Source organism: Bifidobacterium sp. ESL0827, assembly GCF_052606685.1.
Genome location: NZ_CP199597.1, coordinates 291,480 through 309,110, shown reverse-complemented (window position 1 = coordinate 309,110; position 17,631 = coordinate 291,480). Strand labels below are relative to the sequence as shown.

5 protein-coding genes are annotated in these 17,631 nt (G+C 64.9%); 3 read left to right on the top strand and 2 right to left on the bottom strand.

Annotated elements, in window-relative coordinates:
* Positions 1–110: 110 nt before the first annotated feature.
* Positions 111–4,151, bottom strand: coding sequence for a UvrD-helicase domain-containing protein (locus ACUIAI_RS01160; protein ID WP_445342348.1), 4,041 nt, complete (start codon positions 4,149–4,151; stop codon positions 111–113).
* Entirely contained in the window at positions 4,148–8,767 is a 4,620-nt protein-coding gene (locus ACUIAI_RS01155; protein ID WP_445342347.1) for a PD-(D/E)XK nuclease family protein, read from the bottom strand. The genes ACUIAI_RS01160 and ACUIAI_RS01155 overlap by 4 nt, the downstream gene beginning before the upstream one ends.
* A gap of 143 nt (positions 8,768–8,910) precedes the next feature.
* Here ACUIAI_RS01155 and ACUIAI_RS01150 point away from each other — a divergent pair, with 143 nt between their 5' ends.
* The 3 genes from ACUIAI_RS01150 (at position 8,911) to ACUIAI_RS01140 (ending at position 17,628) form a co-directional block, all read left to right on the top strand.
* Complete coding sequence (locus ACUIAI_RS01150; protein ID WP_445342346.1) at positions 8,911–10,479, top strand: serine/threonine-protein kinase; 1,569 nt, start codon at positions 8,911–8,913, stop codon at positions 10,477–10,479.
* Positions 10,480–10,664: 185 nt separating this feature from the next.
* Entirely contained in the window at positions 10,665–16,103 is a 5,439-nt protein-coding gene (locus ACUIAI_RS01145; RefSeq protein WP_445342345.1) for an Ig-like domain-containing protein, read from the top strand.
* Positions 16,096–17,628, top strand: a complete 1,533-nt coding sequence (locus ACUIAI_RS01140) for an AAA family ATPase (protein WP_445342344.1) — start codon at positions 16,096–16,098, stop codon at positions 17,626–17,628. The genes ACUIAI_RS01145 and ACUIAI_RS01140 overlap by 8 nt, the downstream gene beginning before the upstream one ends.
* The last annotated feature ends 3 nt before the right edge of the window (positions 17,629–17,631 follow it).

Here is a 17,631-nt window from a genome sequence, read left to right as displayed (position 1 = left end):
CGGGCGTGCCCGGCCCCACGACGGCCCCTGGCCGTCTGCCGATCGCCTGCTGTTCATGATTGCCGATGCGCGGCACCCATCGCCCTTATCTGGCGGGGTCTGTCGCAGACTCAGTCCTCGTCCGACTGCTCGGGTACGCCCTCGGCTAAGGTTGCAAGAATTTCTTCTTCGGTCCTGGCACGGGCACTGATGAGTCGATCCTGGGGCTGGTCTTCACTTACATAATAAAGGCAGGCGTCGATGGTCGACAGGCCGATACCCTCCAAGCGTGACAGGAGCAACCGGTAGAAGTCCAGCTGGACCAGACGGCGGTTGGTCGACTCCTCTCCATGCGGTCGGGCTCCGGTCTTCCAGTCCACGATGGTGTAGCGCATATCGGTGCGCTCAGGGTCCAGCCCACCTGCGAAGACCGCATCCAGCTTGCCCTTGACGATAGAGCCAGCCAGCACCGCCACGATGGGCCGTTCCACCCAGACAGGAGTGCGCTGGGCCCAGTCAGACTCAGCCAACCTCCGCTCCCAGGTCAGCAGACGGGCCTGTACGGGATCGGCCTTGGAATCCAGGGACTCCCGCTCCTGGTCAAGCCCGGCCAGCATTCGGGCTCGCTCAGCCATGGCCCCGGGGCCCAGCGGACCATCGAGCAGGTTCGGTGCTTCCGCCTGGTCAGGCAGGTCTACCAGTCCTTGAGGGGCAGAGATCTCGGGCAGAATGAAACGCCTGGCCCAGTCGTGGAAGCGGGTGCCCGCCTCGGCCTGCGGAGAAGCTACCTGAGGTATGGGTCTGACCAGCCCCTGCCAGTAATCCCTCTCCATCTTGGGATCGCCCCCTGCCGAGCTGGCCTGGATGGCGGTGACGCTGCTAGCCCCATGTCCCAGGATTCGGCGGCCGGTGCGCCGCAGCAGATCCAGATCCGTGAGCAACTGGTCGTCAGCCACCCCTAGGCGGCCTGTGCTGACCTGCAGGACGCGGACCGCATTGGCGTAGAGCCCGTCATCGCCCTCATCAGGGATTTTGTGGTCGTCTGGTTCCCCGGCGCGCACCCAGGCGGCCGAGCGATCCAAGGCTTCACGGGTCCGCGCACTCAGAACAGGAGGCCAAAGCGCCTGCTCACGCTCACCGTCTCGGGCGGCGACCTGGTCCACCTCCTCCAGGGCACGGTCGACGACAGCCTGGCGGTAGGACTGGGCGTTCTCACCGACAAAGAGCCCCAAGGGTGGCGTTGGCTCGCCCTCATGTGTATCCTCTGCGTGCTCCAGCTTGACCGCATCGGGCTCTTCCTGGAAGAGCTCCACCAGTTCGGTCCAGAAGTTGGAAGCCTTGTCCGGGTCCGGTGCCGGCGTGTTCAGGGCCGCAGACTCCGCTTGGGAATCCTGGCTGAAGGTCAGCAGCAGGTCATGCCGGGCCCTGGTCGCCGCCACGTAGATCAGCCGCCGCTCGTCATCCAGCAGCCGTCGGCCATACTGCTCTCGCTGAGAGGGAGCAATGGCATCGGCACGCACCTGGCGGGCCTGATCGTCCAGCCCGCTCTCACGAGACAGGCCCATAGCCTCCTCCTCCAAGCCCGCCAGGTCCATCCGACCCAGCAGATCCTCAGGGTCAGCTCCCAGGGGGGCGTCGTGTGGAAAACGGGGCAGGATCATGGCATCAGCCCGGACCGGCACCGGCACGGACTGGGGATCGACCAGCCAGGTACGGGCCGTGCAGCTGTACTGGTAGACCGGGCCGTCCGGGGATGGGACCACCGGCTGGTCCAAGGCGGGCTTGACCGTGAGCCGGTCGCCCTGGCTGCTTGGGAAGGCTCCACGCTTGAGCCCGACAACCGCCACAGCATCCCACTCCAGTCCCTTGGCCTGGTGGACGGTCATCAGGGCCACGTCGGCCCGGCGGTCGTCCCCGTCAGTGGGCATTTCTGGACTCTGATCCAGGGAGGACAGCCAGGAGACGAACCCGCGCAGGCTGGGCCCCAGGCCCTGGGGCAGCTCAGACAGGTAGACATCCACCTGATCCAGCAGGGCCTGGATGCCCGCCTTGGCCTGGCTGGGCTCCAGTGGCCGTTCAGGATTGGCCAGGGAGCGGGCCAATACCAGGTCCACGTCCAGGTCCAAGGCACGGATGGCGGCGATGACCACCTGGCGCAGGGGGGCCGAGGACTCGGCCTGGACCTGGCAGATGACCCGGGCGGCCTCGGCGGCCAGGACCCGTCCCCTGGGGGAAAGCCCGGAGTTCTCCAAGAGATCTGGCAGATCGTCACGCAGCAGCAGGTCCACCAGGAAGACGTCGTTGGGGACCTGGTCACGGTAACGGTGCAGATCCTCACGACGACGGCGAGGATCGGAATCGGACTCGACCAGACCGGCACGGACCAGGGCCCGATACTGGCTGTCCTCGTTGACCTTGGCGGCCAGGGAGGCCAGGGCGCTCAGGTCGGCCGCGTCCATGCCGAACCGGGCCGAGGCCAGCAGACGCATCAGGGAATCGCTGTCGGTATGGTCGCAGATCAGGGAGAGCAGGGCTCTAAGGTCCATGACCTCGGGCCTGTCGAAGAGGGAGGAGTACCCGACGACCTGGCAGCTTAGCCCTGCGGCCTCCAGGGCCTGACGGCACCTGGGCAGGGCGGCCTTGGAGCGGAAGAGAACAGCCACGTGCGGTGCGTCGCCCTGATTGCCATAGAGCTCGCGGGCCCTGAGGGCGAACCTGACCACGCCATCGATCTCCTGGCCGCCGGTGCTGTAGCCCAGGAGGCCCACGGTACCCGGGTCGGCATCCTCACGGGGACGGAGCCTGGCCACGTCCACCTCGCGCAGTTCCGTCTCCGATCGGCTCTCCTGGCCTCGATGGCGCAGGGGGACGGTCAGCTGGTTGGCGGCCTTGAGCACCCAGCTGGAGTTGCGGAAGGTGCGCGACAGGGTCAGCGGGTCCTGGTCCTGCGAGCGCCCAAAGGCTGTCACGCCAGACAAGGGGCCGCTGCCGGAGTCGGGTCGGTCGGCCAGCATGCCGAACTGGGCCTGGAAGGTGCGAAAGGCCCCGGGACTGGCCCCGCGCCAGGCATAGATGGACTGGAAGGGGTCGCCCACGGCGGTCACGGCCGACCTGCCGGGAGCCTGGTCAGCACTCCCCTGATCCTCCTTGAGACGCTGCGGATGGAAGATGGCCGCCAGAAGCAGGGCCTGGGTGGTGGAGGTGTCCTGGTATTCATCCAGAAAGACGTGGCTGTAGCGGCGTCGCAGCTGGGCGCTGATGGAGGGGAAACGCTCGACCAGCTGGAAGGCGGCCAGGGTGAAGTCGCCGAACTCGGCCATGTTGGCCTGACGCTTGGCCCGCTGGTAGTCCTGGACCAGGGTCAGCAGCTTCTCACGCGTCAGAACCGCCCGTCGCATGGTATCCACCCGGTAGAGGCGAATGCTCCGCCGTTTGTCTCGGAAGTCCTTGATTTTGCCCTGGTAGTGCTCGTCGGTCTCCTTCTTGCTTCGCTTGGGCGGCGAGGTGCTGACTGTGGGCTCGGTGGCCGGCACGGGCTGGTCGCCAATGAGCTGGTCCGCACGATCCACAAAGGCGCGGTCCCAGGCACGGATCCGCTCCACGGCCTGGTCGAAATCTGGGCAGTCGCTGCTGATCATGGAGGTGGTCACCGCCCCGGTCAGCCCCAGGACCCGGTTGACGGTGGTCGAGAAGGTCGCGGAGCCCAGGTCGTCGGATTCGCCATCCTGCGCCAAGGAATCGGCGGGAAAGATCAGATCCAGATGGTCGGCGACCACCTGGGAGGCCAGCTGGTAGGCCCCCGCCGAGCTCAGGGGACGGGTGTCCTGGTCCATGCCCACCAGCAGGCCGTACTGGCGCACGATGGACTGGAAGAAGGCGTCATAGGTGGACACGGTCGGCTTGAGGAAGTTGCGCTCGGGGTCCACGCCCGAGGCTCCTCTGCCCTGGTCGCGTCGGATGACCGCCGCCCCCACCCTGGACTGGAGCTCGGAGGCGGCCTTGCGGGTGAAGGTCAACCCCAGAATCTGCTCGGAGGGCACTCCCCGACGGATCAGCGCGATGATCCGGCTGGTCATGGTCATGGTCTTGCCCGAGCCGGCCCCGGCCACCACCAGAAGATCCTCGTTGACATCCGCATCGACGATGGCGGACTGTTCGGCAGTCTGCTTCATTCCTGATCCTCCAGTAGATTGGGCGCCACCAGTTGCCATGCCTGACATTCCTGACCATTGCCGGCCCGATGGCAGCGGGCAGGGTCGAAGACCGCGTCATCCCGGCCAGCCGTCAGCTTGACCCCGGCAGCGAAGAAGACCCTGGCTATCATGGTCAGCCCCCACACAGCCTGGGAGGAGACCCGGGCGGCCCGGACCATAGCCCACAGGTCCGCATCCACCCCGGGCGGAATTTGTTCGGACAGGTCCGCAGGCTCGGCCTTGGACTTGAGCGGGGAGGGCATGCCGGTTCTGGGCTGGGCGATGGTGACCAGCCTGTCGCGCTCGAACAGTGGAGGCTGGTAGGCCATCTCCTCCCGGCGCAACCCCGTTTGCGCATCCTTGGGCGGGGTCTGCAGCTGCAGGAGCAGGGACTGGCTCAGTTTCATACCCTCGGTCCTCTCCAGGTCGGGGGCCTGGGGCAGACTCCAGGCCGCCCCCACCTCCGGGCTGCTGCCGGGCGTGGGTGGGAAGGCCAGGCCCAGTTGATAGCAGACCAGCTGCAGGTCGTTGAAGAGCTGCCCCTGGGTATAGGGGACTCTGCCGGTCTTGTAATCCACCAGTCGCAGACGGATGCCCTCGGGCAGGGACCTGACCTCCAGACGGTCGATACGGCCGGTCAGCCTGACCGTCGTCCTGGCATCCAGGGCTGCGGGGAAGCCGTCGACCAGGCCGGACATCAGGGCGAAGAGCCCATCAGCATCCAAGGGCCTGTCAGGGAAGGTGGCCTTCCAAAGAGGGACCAGGTCCTCCACGGACAGGCTGACATCGAAGGAGCGCTCGCTCTGCACCCCCAGCAGGTCGCCGACCGGGACCGGGCTCTTGCCCTCCAGGCCGTATTCGGAATCCGAGGAGCGGACGAAATAAGAGGCCAGGTTGTCCAGGATGGACTCCACCCGGCTGCTGCGGCCGCGCTGGTCATAGAGCTCGTCCGGGTCCCGCAGGCGTTGTTCCTGGGGAGCCAGATCCTGGTAGATGCCCAGAAGCGCATCCCGCACCTGCTGCTGGCGGGCGTCCGGATCACCCTGGCCTGGACGATCCAGGCCCTGGGCTGTGCCCTCGCTGGCCACCTTGTGGATCAGGGAGCCGAACTCCGTAGGCACCCTGGATGGGGATGGGCCGGAGAACTGATCGCCCAAGGCCCACTCCAGCGGACAGTTCCAGATGGCATCGACCGCCGAGGGCGAAAGCAGAACCACCTGGCGGTCTGACCGGTGTTCATGGCGCTGCTCATGACCCCGGTCACGGTCTTGTATTCGATCTGCCTGTCCGGCTTGATTGATGGAAGCAGGCGCGGGCCGGGAGGCATGGTCTCTTTCAGTAACCGATGCGACGCCCGCGGCAGCGGCCACAGTCCTTGACCCGGCAGCCTGTTCAACCGAAACCTCTTTATCCGGGACTTGGCCAACTGCGGACTGTTTATCTGGGGCATGCCGATCCGAGGCCGGCCCAACCGTGGACTGCTCGTCTGGGACATGCTGATCCAATGTCGGCTCGGCGGCACCCTCCTCACCATTGTTGTAGAGGAAAGGCCAATGCCGTGGATCGGCCGAATCCTGGCCCTGGTCGGCCAGCAGCCGCAGGGTTTGCACGGCATCGTCTACTCGGTCACGGTCGACCTGGTCCTGCGGAAGCAACGCCTGGACAGCCAGAATGGACCGGGCGGCCGCAGTTAGGCCCCTGGGAGACACCTCCAGCCCTCCGTAGCGCTCACTGCCGCCTGAGCCAGCGCCGACCATGCTGAACTCCGCCTGGCTCATATCGGCGGTGCGTGGATAGCGTTCGGGCAGATAGCCGTAAAGGAAGTCCGATGGAACCAGGTCATCGTTCCAGACCGCACTGATGCGCACCTGGGTCCGGGCCCGAGTCAGCGCCTCCAGAAAACCCTTTTTCTCGGCGTAGAGGATGGAGCGCAAGGCCGGATCGTGGCTGAGCGTGTCCGCCAGGGGGTCGCCGATGCGGTCGTGCAGAACCAGGTCGGCCAGCTCTTCGGCCCCGAACATGGTGTCGCGGGGAATCAGGTTGGGCCAGACCCCGTCCTGAACGGCGGGCAGCCAGACCAAGGGCCAGTCAGTGGCCAAGGCGGCAGCGCCGGCGGGCGTGGTCAGAGTGACGGCATGCTCGATGGGCCCGATCCGCGCCAAGGAGTCGGCCTCGATTTGCATGGTGCGCACCTGGTCCATGAAGGCCTCAACCGTGGGGAAACGACGGGAGCCAGCAGCGTACTGGAAGAGCCGCATGAGCGCGTCTAGACGGTCGTTGGCCTCCTCCCCCTCCTGGGTGGCCATCAGGGCTCTTCGCTGCCAGTCATCGGCCAGGTCCAGGCTCCGCCAGGCCTCCCAGAGCACGTATTGAGGCTGACGGTCCTCCAGGGCGCTGATGCGGTTGGCGGTCAGTCGCAGAACCTGCAGGGCCTTGTCCAGAACTTGAACGTCAGGATCCTCCCGGCGACCTCCGGCGATGGCGGTCATGACCTCCAGGATGATTCCCGAGGATCGGCCATCCGGATCCAGAACCAGCAGGGTCTCCAGGGCCTGAACAGACAAAATGGCTGGCCGTTGGGCATCCCGGTCGCCCAGATCCACTGGCTGGTCGGGGGCCGAAGCAGTCGAAAAGAGATCTGACCCGCCCCTTTCCTGGGAGGAATCATGCCTGGTCAGCAGGGAATCGTCGACGCTGACGCCGGATGAACGGTCCCGCTCAGCACGCCGCTGGGCCAGGTCCTCGACCCAATTCCGCCAGGCCTGTCCCAGGAGAGGCAGGTCGTCCAAGGAGCCCGATGAGTCCGCCCCGCTCCCCTGCTGACCGGACAAGGGGGCCAGGGCGGCCATGGTCTCCATGATGGACTCCAGGCGCTCCATTCTGACAGGACGCTCTGCACGAGCGGCAGTAGCAGGAACACGGAAGAGCGGGCCGGCCATCAGGGTGCGCAGGCGCGAACGGATCCAGGCGGCCACCTGGGCAGGATCGTCCGGGGCGCTGCCAATGGTGTCAGGGGCCAGTACCGACTGGGCCAGCTCGACCAGGGCAAAGAGACCCTGGATGGCAGGCTCCTGGCTGAGCGGACGGGTCACTGAGGAGTAGCGCACCGGCACACCTTGGACGCGCAGCTTGCGGCCCAGGGTGCGCAGGGTTGTGTTGTCGTGAGCGATGACGGCCATGTCGTTCCAGTCATGCTTGTTGGCCAGGAACTCATGCTTAATCTGCCAGACCAGATCGTCGTCCTCCTGGTCGGGGGTATGGAAGAGCCTGGTCTGCACGCTGCCGTCACTGATAAGACTGTTGTCGGCAGTCAGGGGTGCCACCGGTCCGGCGCCGGGCCAGGCGGGCAGCTTGCCCGGTCTGTCAGGCAGGGGGGTGTCGCTCTCCTCAACCCCGGCGATGCCCAGGCTGACCCTGGCAGCCACCAGATCGGCGTAGGAACCTGGAGCTGCCGAATCGGAACCTTGGACGCTTTCGGTATGTTCTGCGGCCGCTTCAGGAACCACCATCCTCCGGGGTTTCAGGGTCACTTCGGCGGCATCCAGGCAGGCGAAGTCCTGAGCCAGAAGGGGGGCAGCGGCGCCTGGCATGGACTTGGACAGGGCGGTCAGGCGCGTGGCCAGAAATTCCGGATAGGAGCCGCGGAAGGACTGGACCGACTGGTCGGGATTGCCCACCAGAAGAAGTCGGCAGCCGGCCTGATTCAATCCCTGCAGCAGGCCCATCCCGGCCAGGGTGATGTCCTGCCAGTCGTCCACGACCAGCAGGTCAGGCAGGTCGTCATCAGCCAGCCCATCCAGGCTTCGAGAGGCTTCGACCATAAGCATGGAGGGGTCCAGACGGAACTCGTCCGGATAGCTCTCGGTAATGCTCTGGCGGTATTCATCTTCCAGGGCGAAGGCCAGCCTCCACTGCAGGCCCAGCCGGTCGCGGCGATCAGGGTCCATGGGCTGGACGGCCAGAGCATCCAGAAGCTGGTTCCGGTCCCCTTTGTCAAGGCCCAATTCCGTCATGCGGGCGAACATGTCCCGCAGCTGGGCGATGAACCTGTCGGCGACCCCTACGACTCGTCCCTGTCCATCGCCGACCAGGACGGAGGACCAGCCCGCCCCGTTGCGAAAGTAGCGCTCCAGAAGTCGGCAGACCGCGCAGTCGTCACCGGCCTGGACATGCTCCAGATGGACGGTCATGACCTGCCTGAGCAGGGCATCCTCTTCAGCGCCGTTGAGCAGTCTGGGCAAGAGCGGATCGTGACCCCCTCGGGCCAGCCGAGACCTCGTCAGCAGACGAAAAGCCAGGGCTTGCAGTGTGCCCACAGGTCGGGTGCGGTCGGACCTGCCCCGCTCCAGAATGACCTGGCGGCTGACCTGGTCGGCCGCGGTACGACCTGATACAGCCATGCTGGCTCCGTCGCCGAAGCGTTCCATGCCTGTCAGGAGGGCACGAGTAGCCAGCCTGGTCTTGCCGCTGCGGGGAGGACCAGCCACCACCAGGGCCCGGGTGGACCGATCCTCTTCGTTCTGGAGCCGATCGCCGATAAGGGCGCGGACCGGTTCCATGGCCTCTTGCGGATCCACCGGTGGCTGCTTGCTCATAGCTACAAGAATAGGGTCCGGCATGGTCCAGCTGCAGGCCCTGGAACCCGCTGGTCCGGGACCGCCTGCAGGAGGCTCAAAGGAAGCCTGATCAGGAACGGCGTGCTGTTATCGTGGATAGCAGTCCTAGGAGGTGATGGCCCTTGCAGCAGAATGGTTCCCAGACCCAGCGCCCGGGTGCGGTTCCAGCCATAGACCAGGCTCCGGCGCTGCCCGGATTGCGGCCCCTTCGCCCCCTGGACCTGGGAGGCACCGCCGCCGTCTACCTGTATGAGCAGGAGGGGCTCAACCGACCTGTAGCAGTCAAGGTAGCCCTCCAAGGCAACGTGGACCAGCAGACCCATCTGCTCTTTCTGCGGGAGGCCAAGGCCCTGGCCAAGCTCTCCACCCACCCCTGCATCCTGAGCATCCACCAGGCCCTGATCAGCGATGACGGACGGGATTGCCTGGTGCTCGAATACGCTCCGGGCGGCAGCTGCAAGACCATCATGCTCAAGGGGGGCATGGACCAGGAAGGCGTGCTGGACCTGGGAGTGCGCATGGCCTCGGCCCTCTGCTGCGCTCATGAACGGGGAATCCTGCACCGGGACGTCAAACCCAGCAACTTCCTGATCACCGACCAGGGCCTGCCCGTCCTGGCCGACTTCGGCATCTCCTCAGGCATCTATGGAAGCGAACAGGCCGGCGGACTTTCCGTACCCTGGGCGGCCCCAGAGGTTCTGGCAAGCCGCTCGGGAGGATCTGAGGCCAGCGACATCTACTCCCTGGGTGCCTCGCTCTTCGGCATGCTGGCCGGCCGTTCCCCCTACGAGTACGCCTACCGGGCCCGGGATGAGAATCACCTGACGCAGCTGATCCTTACAGCGGAAACCCCGGTTCTGCATATGGGCGAGGCCTCCCCGATGCTGGCCGCCGTCCTGGAGAAGGCCATGACCCATGACCGGGACGATCGCTACTGCTCAGCACTGGAATTCGGTCGTGCCCTTCAGGAGGTCCAGCAGCAGCTCTACGGCCATGCGACACCCTTCATCGGCGAGGGAATCGACCCCTACCCCACGACGGATACACGCTCGCACGCCCAGACCGGAGCCATTGCAGGCCGAAGAGAAAATCGAACAGAAACCGGGGACTCCGGCCACTCTTGGACCGAGGCAGAGGCTGGTTCCCAACCGCGTCTGCGCCCAGGCAGGGAGGCGTCCGCTAACCATGAAGGCAGCCGGGCCAAGCGGGTTTTCGGCGGCCGCCGCCGTGTGATCCTGATGACACTGATTCTCGCTGCCGTCCTAGCCCTAGTCCTGGCCTGCGCCCTGGTTGTCGGCCTGCCGAACGGTTTCAGACGAGATTCACAACAAACTACAGGTTCCTCCCAGGCACAATCCCCACAGGTACAGTCCCCGGACCCGACGGATTCGAGCGACCCCCAGGATCTGCAGGAGGGACCGGTTCCCTCGCCCACCCAAGGTCAGGGCCGCTATCAGGGCACAACGGCCGTGTTCACTTGGACCAATCCCGACCCCAAACCGGCAGACAGCTATGTTTGGCATCCCCTGAACCAGGATGGCACCGGAGAGCGTGGACGCAGCGTGCAAACCCGACAGCCGACCGCCCGCATCGACAACCCACAGGGAAGCCAGACCTGCATCAGCGTCGCCCTGGTTCGAGCCGATCGGAGCATGTCCCAGGAACCGACCATCATCTGTGCTGTTCAGTGAACCCCCTGTGGATGAATTTGCACACTTGACCACCTCGACTTTCACAGAGCGCCAAGACCCTGCAAACCGGTTAAAATCAGTCGTCAGAGAAAGCAATGACGGCGGTCCGGGACAAGTTAAAACGCAAAAACATAGGTCAGGCATCCTGGCCTATGCGGCAGGACAGGAAAGGAACCCAGGGGATTATGGACTTGCAGGGACGATTCCTGCGGATGCGCCGGGCCGGGCTGCATCTGCGGCATGCTCTGGCCGTCCGCGCCAAGAGCCCTGCCGCCATCCTGACCGTCACACTGACGGCGCTGGTCCTGCTCATCCTGGGCGCCTTGTTCATGCATGGGGTGGACCGCCGTGCCGTTCAGGTGGACGACGGCAGCATCTGGATCACCTCCCAGAACGAGCGCAAGGTCGCCAGGTTCAAGCCCGACATCGGAGAAACAGACGTGGCCCTGTCGACGGGCACCGACCACTTCGACCTAGCCCAGAGCGGATACGCGGTCATCCTAGGCCATGAGGGAGGCATGGCTCCCATAGCGGCCTCCACCGCCACCCTGGGGGACACTACCCGGTCGGATGCCAAGGTCCAGCGGATGATCAACGGGCCCACACTGGTCCTCTTCCAGGCTCGGACCGGCAAGGTCTGGGTGGGTCAGGCCACTTCGCCTGGGGATTTGGATCCGCAGCGCCGAGACCCTGTGCTGACCCTGGGCTCTGGGGCCGCCGTCACAGTGGATGCCTCCGGAGCTGTTTACGCCTACCGGCCCTCGGACGGGGTTGTGCTAAGGATCGACGGACCGGACTCCCGGGCCCACCGTGAACTGGACTCCCTGACGGACCACGCTCCCGTCCGGGCCACTGCATTCAGCGTCATTGGCGGAAGACCCGTCCTTCTGGCGGGCAATCGGCTTTACTGGCCCCAGGGAACCACCCGGATACCGCACCGGGGAGACCTGCAGCTTCAGTCCACTCCAGTGGATATGGACCGCCAGGGACCTTGGGTAGGCCTGACCGATCAGGAAAGCGTCCACCTGGTTCAACTGGATCACCCACGCAATCAGATCGAGACCGTACGTACCGGCGGCAGCGGCCAACCAGCCCAGCCGGTCTCCTCGGGTGGATGCCTTTGGACGGCTTGGGCCTCCTCAGGGCGGAATTTCCTGCGACTATGCGCAACAGGGTCAGCCGCGCCCAAGGTCCAACCGCAGCCGAGTCCCACCACCCTGGAGGCCATCAGCCCCACCTCGGACCTGGTCTTCCGGGCCAACCACCGGAGGGTCATCCTCAACGACGTGCTGACTGGCGATGTCTGGAATCCCAAATCATCTACCAAGGTGATCCGGCCACAGTGGCAGACCATGGAGGTCAAACACACGGACAGCAACGATCAGCGTCAGGACTCGGCCGACAACCGCCAGCGATTCGCGGCCACCTGTCGATCAGAATCCCAACCCATCCAGGCCGAGGACGACAGTTTGGGCATTCGGGCCGGATCCAGGACCCTGCTGGATCCCTTGCGCAACGATCGCCAGACTGACTGCTCGGTTCTGCGAATCGAGGATGCCCGCAGCTCGCAGGGGAATCTGCGCCTGACTCCGGTCATGAACGGCCGCTACCTGCAGGTGGATGCCAGCGACGCACCTACCGGCCGGACCCGAATCAATTACTCAATCACCGACGGACGCGGCCAGGTCTCCTCGGCTGGCATCGACCTCAACATCGCCCCGGCCAAGATGGACCGAGGCAACCAGGCGCCGGTCCAGAACGATACCCCGCCTGAGTACGATGTGGAGCGGGGCGCCACGACCACCGTCAACGCCCTGGTCGGCTTCGAAGATCCAGACGGGGACCCGCTGACCCTGGTCGGCGCCGAATCGGTCAACTCCGATCGGATATCCTTGTCCACCAGGGCTGACGGACAGCTGACCATGAGTGCTGGGTCAGCCACCTCCGGACGAGTGGCGGTCAAAGTCACTGTCTCGGACGGAGTCATGAGCGGTCAGGGACTCATATACTTCACCGTCAGGCCCGTCAACACCCTGGCCCCACTGGTCGATCCGGTCATTCGCCAGGCCACTCCCGGCCGAGAGGTCACCGTTGACCTCAGCAGGAGTGTACATGCCAATGCCGTTCAGCCCCTCCGCCTGGTCCAGGTCGACAAGCCCGATGGAATCCGGGTGGAGGTCAACGCTGAGAGCTTTTCCTTCAACGCCACCGCAGTTAACCCGGGCACTTATTATGTGCCCTACCGGGTGGCCCAGGGTGACCAGGAGACCCAAGGTCTGGTCAGGCTGGAGGTGGAACACGATCATGGCGGATCCGCACCGCCGGTACCCGTCAACGACGTGGCCCTGCTGGGGGCCGACCAGACCGCCATCGTCGATCCGCTGGACAACGACCTGGATCCCATGGGCGGTGTACTGGCACTGACGGATGTACGCGTGGATCCGAACTCCGGCATCAAGGTCGGCATCGTGGACCACCGACGGGTCTACCTATCCGCCAGGAAAATCCCCACACGTCCACTGAGTATTGCCTATACGGTCACAAACGCCGAAGGCAGCGCAAAGGGGACCATCGTCCTTCAGCCCCCTTCCTTGAGCAGGGCAGCCTCGGCACCCAAGGCTCCGAATCTGACGGTTGGGGTCCGCTCATCGGGCCTGGTCACGGTTTCAGTCATGGACAAGGTCGCCCATGCTGACGGGACCAGCGTCACTTTGGACCAGCAGCTGACTACGGATCAGCAGACTTTTACGGGCCTGGCCTTCGTGTCCGAGGATACGGTCAGGTATCAGGCCAGCGAGCGCACCGGGGACTTCCCGGCAACCTATACGGTCAGGGACGATCTGGGCAATACGGCCTCTGGCACCATCACCTTCAGGGTCCATGCCTCCGACCCCGCCAGCAAGCCCGCACCCACCCCCAAGGATCTACGGGCCCAGGTGGCTGCCGGAACCAAGGTGCGCATTCCCGTCCCGCTGACCGGCATCGACCCCGATGGAGACTGCGACACCTTGTCAGGCTTGGGCAACCTGGCGCCAAAGCTGGGCAGGATTGTCAAAGCCGGAGCCGACTACTTGATCTACGAGGCCTATCCTGATTCGCACGGCACCGACGAGTTCACCTACGCAGTGGAAGACTGGGTTGGGCAGCGCGCCCAGGCGCGCGTCCGCATCGGCGTCTTCACCGACTCGTCAGTGGCCGGGGTCTTCGCCCGGGACGACAGGGTCAGGCTACGGCCTGGAACCGTTGCCGATGTGCCGGTCCTGCTCAACGACATCGCCGGGGATGACGATCCCCTGAGCCTGGACTCCCACCTGGAGCTCCAGGGCTTGGACCGGGCCAGCGTAGAGGACGGCATGATCCAGCTGACCGCCCCTTCGCAGCCAGGCACCTCCTATCTGGTCTACCGGACACACAACCGAGCAGGACTGAGTGATCAGGCCACCCTGACCGTGGTCTCGGATCCCCAAGCCCCTATACAGCCGCCCATAGCGCAGGATTACCAGGTGGCTCCGGAGGACACGGTGGACAAGCGCAGCGTGGAAGTTAATCTGGCCGACTCCACCAGCAATCCATCCGGCACCCTCGATGACCTGCACCTTGGGATACATCCCAGCGCCCGTGCCCATGCCAGAATCGTAGGCGAAGCCGGCTCCACCAAGCTGGTCATCGACCTGACCGACCAGGCCAGAGCCGTGCCCTACACCGTGACCAACACCCGGTACAAGATCACTTCAATGGCCTTTGTGAAGGTCCCCGCCTATGGGGTGTTCCCACCGGTGCTAAGACCCCGGGCTCCGGCCCTCAAAGTGCAGGCTGGGCAGAGCATCACCATCGACATCGCCGACCAGGTCAGAGTGGGTGCAGGCAAGACCGCGCAGATCGCCTCGCGCCAGTCTGTCTCGGCCACCAAGTCCGACGGATCCGATCCCTATGTGGACGAGCACACCCTGAGGTTCACCGCAGCCAAGGATTATGCCGGTCCTGCCTCACTGACCTTTGCCGTCCGTGACGGGGATCCAAGCGGACGGGCCATCGTCAACGAGTCGGTGCTCACCCTGCCCATCACCGTGGTAGGCGGCAAAGCATCACCGCCGATCCTTACGGCACCGGTCATCGATCTGGTAGCCGGGGAACCGGCGCAGGCCATCTCCCTGCCCGCCATGACCCGCTGGCCCCAGGGAAGCGATCCGGCCGACAGCACCTTCTCCTCTGGAGACCCTCATGGGCCGATTCATACCAAGCTGAGTCCTCGGGGCCAGCTGAAAGTGGCCGCCGACAAGACCGCAACACCGGGCACCAAGGCCAGCCTGCCGGTGGCCATCACCAGTCCATCCGGCGATGTGCATACGGTCCTGGCCTTCCGCATCATCGCCACCACCCGACCTCTGGCTTCGGTCCCCTCGCGCCAGGTGGGGCTCAAGGCTGGACAGAGCCTGGAGCTGAACCTGTTCGAGGGTGCCCTCAACCCCTTCCCCGACACCCCGCTGCGCCTGGTCGGTCTGGTCAGCGATGACACCTCACGTCTGACAGCCACCAACCTGGGCGACGGAAAGATCACCATCAAAGCCGATCGCGACATCGGCGCCTCCACCAACACCATTATGGCCACGGTAGAGGATGGCAGCCAGGATCCGGGACGCCGGGTCAGCGCCACCATCACCGTGGGCATCATCGACCGCCCGCAGGCCCCCAGAATGCTGTCGGGCGCCGCTCAAGCAGGCGACGGAACAGTTCTCCTGGCCTGGGAGCCAGGCGCAGCCAACGGCAGCCCGGTGGACGAGTACCGGGTCTCCTACTCCTCATCGGCAGGCTCGGGGCAACACTCCTGCGGCACTGCTGCCACCTGCCGAATCGACGGGCTGGCCAACGGTCATGACTATTCCTTCACCGTTCAAGCCCACAACCAGGTAGGATGGTCCCCCGCCTCCTCGCCGGCCGCAGCCAGACCGGACGCGCTTCCCGGAGGCGTGCAGGCACTGACCGTGGATGGCGGCAGCAAGGAAACCTTGACCGTCACCTGGCGCCCGCCGGAGAATCACGGCTCGCCCATCCAGGGATATATGGTCCACGGCGAAGGTTCCGGCTGCGGTTCGCCACGATGGCGCGCGCCCACCTCCACCAAGGCGGTCTTCGACGTAGGCCATGACGAAGCAGGAGGCATCTGCACAGTGAGCGTGACCCCAATTGATATGACCGGCTCGGGGCCCGAGGTCTCAGCCTCGGGCTCTACCTGGTCGCATCCGGATCCTCCCGCGTTCCTAGCCATTGAGTATCTGAGAAACAGTCGAGCCAAGCTGGTCCTGGCCCCCGGGGTCGAACACGGTCGACCTTGCGCAGACATCCAGGTGGGCATCAATGGCCTTGACCCTGACAAGGCCTCCTGGACCCTGCCCTGCAATCAGCCGGAAGTGAGTGAAGTCATCACCCTTCCCGCGCAATCTGCCAAGCCGGGCACCACCCTGAACTTCTGGGCGGTCGCTCGCATCCAGGGGGTAGGTTCCGAAGGCCATTCGCCCGCCGCCACCAAGAATTTGACCCTGCCCAAAGAGGCCGACAAGCCGCGCGATAAGACTCTCGCTCGTCAGGGGTCCTCTCAGCAGAAAAGGATGAACGACCATGGATGAACGAAACGCGCAGGAACCCCTCCAGCAGGACGGCACCATCCCGGATGACGCGACCAGAAGGAACAACCCCAAGTCCGCGCATAAGACGAACAGCGAAGGCCGCCAGACCCCTACCGACCGATTGGATGTACTGAAGCGACAGCGCCAGGCCCTCATGGCAGGTCTGAGCCAGAAAGAATCCGCTTCGGCGGCGAGTGATGACCGGACCCTGCCCGGCCGCATCCCCGTGGCTGCCAAGCAAGGAACGAACCAGGAGTCCGGGGCGGAATCCGTCCCATCGGACAGCACCATGGTGGAAGACGTGACCGTCCGCGGCCGCCAGCCGGTCCGTGACCGGTTCGCCCGGTTCTCATCAGATACTGCAAGGCCCGAGGTCGTCAACCTCACCAATGAGTCCCGTCACCCCCGGCTGGAGCAGACCTCGGCCACCACTTACGAAGTCGGGACTAACGAACCTGGGGATGAGGAAAAGACCGGGCAGGACCAGTACTCTGCCGTCGAATCAGGAGACCAAGCAGCAGAGACGAAGCAGCAGAGACGATCAAAACAGGCCGGAAGCAGCAGACAGGCCGCCGTGGATGTATCTACCTTCGCCAGCCTCTTCCGCTCCATCGTCGACAACGTCGGCCAGGCGGTGCTGGGCAAGGAGGAAACCATCACCCTGTGTGTTACCGCCCTGATTGCAGGGGGCCATGTGCTCCTGGAAGACAATCCGGGCACCGGCAAGACCCAGCTGTCACGCGCTCTGGCTGCATCCATTGCCGTGGACTGCAAGCGGATCCAGTTCACCCCCGACCTGCTACCCTCCGATCTTCTGGGCGTGACCTTCTATGACCAGTCCCAAGGACGATTCTCCTTCCGGCCCGGTCCAGTCTTCGCATCCCTGGTTCTGGCCGATGAAATCAACAGAGCATCCCCCAAAACCCAATCGGCCCTGCTGGAGGTCATGGAGGAAGGCCAGGTAACTGTAGATGGCCGCACCTACCATCTCCCCCTGCCATTCATGGTTATAGCCACCCAGAATCCCATCGAGCAGCTGGGCACCTATGCCCTGCCCGAGGCGCAGATGGATCGCTTTCTAATCCGCACCTCTCTAGGGGTACCGGGGCACGATGCCAGCATGCGCATCCTTGAAGAGGCCGACATCCGCGACCGGGCCGGCCTGGTCGAACCGGTGGTCGACGCCGCCCAGGTGGGGGCCATGGCCGCCTGTGCCTCCAAGGTCTTCTGTGATCCATCCATCATGGAGTATGTCATCCACATCATCGAAGCCACACGGCACAGCCCCGCCATCCGGGTGGGCTCATCCATCAGAGGCGGACTGGCCCTGGTCCGTTGCGCCAGAATCCGGGCCTGCGCCCAGGGTCGCGACTACGTGATCCCTGACGATGTCAAACAACTGGTCGATCCCATCCTGGCCCACCGACTGATCCTGACGGCCCAGAGCAAGCTGGCGGACATGGATGAACACCAGGCGCTGGCCGAAGCCCTGGCCAAGGTCCCCGTCCCCACAGGAGAGCAGTGAGCC